At 60.5% G+C, this 3,899-nt stretch carries 2 protein-coding genes and 1 pseudogene; all 3 read right to left on the bottom strand.

The window, feature by feature from the left end; genetic code table 11:
• A pseudogene (locus tag V6C07_RS07080) lies at nucleotides 1–272 on the bottom strand (sel1 repeat family protein); the annotation flags it as partial.
• Nucleotides 273–275: 3 nt separating this feature from the next.
• Nucleotides 276–2,903 carry a putative virulence factor gene (locus V6C07_RS07075; protein WP_333535650.1) on the bottom strand — a complete coding sequence of 876 codons (2,628 nt, stop codon included), beginning with the start codon at nucleotides 2,901–2,903 and terminating at the stop codon, nucleotides 276–278.
• A gap of 15 nt (nucleotides 2,904–2,918) precedes the next feature.
• The coding region (locus V6C07_RS07070) for a virulence factor SrfB (protein WP_333535649.1) at nucleotides 2,919–3,899 on the bottom strand (981 nt) is incomplete at its 5' end.

Genomic DNA, 3,899 nt, shown 5'->3' with positions numbered 1-3,899 from the left:
TGTCCGGGGAGGCCGATGCGGTAGGCATCAAGGCTGTCCAGCTCGTCAACGACTTCAGGCCCCACGTGCAGGCGCAACTTGCCGTTGTCTGTGTCCCACGCCCGCGGGCTGACAGCGGTTTCGCTTTCCTGCCAGCCGCCGGACGAAAGGCATTTGCCGTCCGAAGCTCTTTGCAGGGTGAATGAAGGAGAAAGGGTTTCGCCCGCCCCCTCGATTTCAATAATGCCGTAGCCGGGGCCGCGTTCCGGATCCACTGCAATGCTGGCTCGCATAGATTATCCCTTGAAAACCTGCAAAATGTCGCGCAGGCGGTTGTTTTGTTCCGGGTTCAGAGTCTGCTGGCCGTCAAAGTCCACATTGGCCGTGATGCTGTAGGCCAGGGCGCGCAGCCAGTCAGTATACCAGAGGCGGTCGTAGGGCGCTTCCTGTTCGCCTATGCGCGGTTCGCCGGTGATGGGCGGCGGCGGGTCAAACAGGCTGACGCTCTTGCCGCCAAAAAGGACGGTGCGCTGGCTTTGGTCCTTGAAGCGCGGGTCAAAGCCAAGCCAGTCAATAAAGGCGTTGATGGCGTCCGCAGCCAGACTCACCTGCTTCCAGACCAGACGTTCGCGGGCTATGTTGCTGTAGGACGTGCCCCGGCGCAACTGCTCTTCAAGGTTTTCTCGCAGGCGGTGGCGTGTGGCGGCCAGGATGATCTCATGGCACAACTGGTCCAGTTCCAGGGCCGGAAGGCCAAGCTCGTTGCGGGCCTCGCCAGAGGCGGACAGGTCGCGCAGGCGGCTTATCCAGTGCTCCATAACAAGCGCGGTGAAAACCCCGGCCATGTCCCTGGCCTGGTCCTGTTCGCTTGGCGCCGGTACGGGCGTGCTTTCGGTGCTGTCGCCAAAAATGTCACCCAGGATATCGTCAGCCGAAACGCGGGTTCCCACCACCTGGACGCTTGCCGGGGACTGGCCCTGTTCGGGCATCTGCCGGGCGTTGAGACACAGTTCATAAAGGTCGTAATCGCGAACCTGCAAGCGGCGCAAAAAGTCGCCGAAAAGCTGTTTTTCCGCAACCTTGGCGAGCAATGTGACAAGAGTGCGCGAAAGCTGCTCTTTCTGGCGGCGCAGTTCTTCGCGGTCATCCGTGCGGTAAAACGGGGCAAGGCGCGCCACAAGCTGCTCTTTTTTCTCATCAAGACTAACGTTGATCTGCTCCCGTTTCAGCTCGGGATTGCACAGGGGGCGCAGGCTGTCGCGCAACAGGCTTACGCCGCCGTCGTTGAGGGTCATGGCAGCCTGCCAGACCTTTTCCGGGCCTGCCACATGGCGCTGCACCAGCGGGGACTGCAGAAAAGCCTGGCGCACTTCTTCCACAAAAGCGGTCTGGTCCTGACGGATGCCGGTTTCGCGCCCGCCCGCGTAGTCAAATATGGCTTCGCAGGTGAAATTGGGGTTGCGCAAAAGAAAAACATTGTTGAACGGGTGGATGCCGTCCCAGTTTTCCGGCCAGTCATGCACCTGCCCGAAGAATTTTACCAGCGAAGACTCCAGCCGGGTTGTCCAGCGCGTTTCCACAGAGGGGGAGCCTTTCTTTTTTTCAAACTCCATGTCCATCTTGGTGAGCACAAAAAAGAGGGCCGGATTTTTGCCCGCGCGGCTGGAAGGTTTTTCGCCGTGGGTGGAGCATATCCACTCGTACACGGCGTGGGGCAGGTCGTGCACCTCCTGCGGGCCGGGCGCAATGCACAGGAGCATGCTGGTCAGTTCTTTTTCTTCGCGGTAGCGCTCAAAAAGATAGGCCACCTTGCCGCGCAGGAAAAGTTCCTTGAGCATGTCTTCCTTGCTGGCAAGGGCTTCGCGCAGATTGGTGAACTTGTAGCGTGAGCGGTAGCCGGGAAAGTCCAGCAGGTCGGTGTGGTCAAAAAAATCATCGGGCTTTTCACGCATGAAGATGGTGATCTCGGCCGTGAGCGCCGTAACCACAGCCCTTGGCAGGTCCACCGTGCGGCCGTTGGGCGCAAGAATGGGCAGAACGTCATCCGCACCCTGCCTGAGTCCGCGCAGGCGCTCCACATCAATGATGCTTTGCTCACGCGGAATAAGGGCCTCAAGGGGGCAGTTGACCTCGGCCGCATCGCCGAGATCGCGCAGAGCGTTGCACAGTTGCAGATACACGGACTGAAACTCTTCCACCTCATCCCATATGAGACCAAAGAGGCGGGCGCGGCCCGCGGTGTCCAGCCGGGGGGCCAGAGCGGCGGCACGGGCCCAGTAGCCGTTGCGGAGCATCTGCATGCGCGGGCGCGAACTGAAGTTTTTGTTTACATAGTCGCGCAGGTCTTCCACGTCATCAACGCTCAGCCCGTCGGCAACAGGGGCCGAAGGAGCCTCGGCCTCCAGGGCGTCCAGCGCCTTGACCAATGCCTCGGCTCCGGGAGCGTCCTGATGGTCGCAGTCGGCATAATAGGTGTTGGCAAGAACGCGGGCCACATCCGTTTCAGAAAGCAGGCGCAGACGGATGGGAAAGGCCGGCGAAAGCCCTTCGGGCTGGGTGGTGGTGAAGCGCGTCACCAATCCGGTGGATTCCTTGCCGCCTTCCGGATTGATTTTTTTCAAAAAATCATAGCTTTCGCCGCAAAAATCAGCAGCCAGAGCACCATCGGCATCGCTGGCAAGGGCCGAAATAAGGTACGATTTTCCGGACTGGCTCGGGCCGAACACGCCCACGCACATTTTGCGTTCGGCGGCCTGTCCGCATTTGCCGAAAAAGCGGACCGCGTGGCGCATGTCTTTGAGAAGGGCGTTTTTTTCGCCGCCCACAAGTTCGGCATTGTCCTGAAGCCAGGTTCCGGCCTGTGAGGCGGTGTCCGCCAGTTGGCGGCACTGCCGCGCCAGGTTTATATCTTGCTGCATAACCATAATTAATTGCCTCGCTTAACCGGCATCGGTCACAATGCCGGTGTCCAGCCAGTAGCCTTCATCCAGTTTCAGCGTTTGCAGGCGTATTTCAAGGTCGCGCCTGTCTACGCCGCGCCCCTGGCTGTCCACAATGGAGATAATGCTGAATTCGCCTTCACTGCGGTCTTTTTCGTCATCGGTGCGCGGGGCGTCGTCCCATACATCTTCTACGGTCAGGCGCACCTCCACCTCATAGGGCAGGCGACCGGAAGCTCTGGCTCGCGCGTCCTCATTGGCAAAGGTGAGCAGGTGGTAGCGCGTGGTGGGCCAGCGCTCCGCATCCAGTTGCCGGTAGCCGATGGAAAGCGGGCCGCTGAAGGCTACACGACGGATCTGCTCGGTGCCTTCATTGCTGCCCACGTCCACGGTAAACCAGACCTTGGGCTTTTTGAGCTGGCTGTTGATGTCCATTTCACCGATGTACCGGGCTGTGGATGTGAGCCGCAGCGCGCCGGAATCAAAAGAAAAGCCTTCAAGATGACCATCGGCCAGCGCGCACAGGATAGCCCCGACAACCACGGTGGTCTTGGGGTCTGTGATGCGGCCCTGCGCGTCCGCAAAGGGATACCAGGACCCGGCGTGATAGCTGCGCATGGGGATGATCCTGTCCGGCGGCACGGGCAGCTTGGCGAGAACCGAGGCCATTACTCCGTTCCAGGAACTGGGCTGTCCCGTGAGCAGCAGCACGTCGCAGTCATACATATGCACCACTTCGCACAGGGCGGACAGGGTCGGGCCGAGGGTGGCGCGTATGGTCACGTCCACAGCGGCGGGGCTGACCACAATGGGTATGTCCAGAATGTTGAAGTTCTGGATGAAGGGCGCTCCCCGGCGCACCATGCCCTCCACTGCCCGCAAAATGGCGGCCTGCGGGCGTGGCGCACGGGCTGAGGGTTTGTACGCCGCGTTTTCGCCTTCGGCCTGTGTGGCCTGATCTGTCGATGGGGCAGCATCGGG

This window comes from Desulfovibrio sp. 1214_IL3152 (assembly GCF_036763055.1).
In the GTDB taxonomy this organism is placed as follows: Bacteria; Desulfobacterota; Desulfovibrionia; order Desulfovibrionales; family Desulfovibrionaceae; genus Desulfovibrio.
This window is presented reverse-complemented; position numbering and strand designations above follow the sequence as displayed.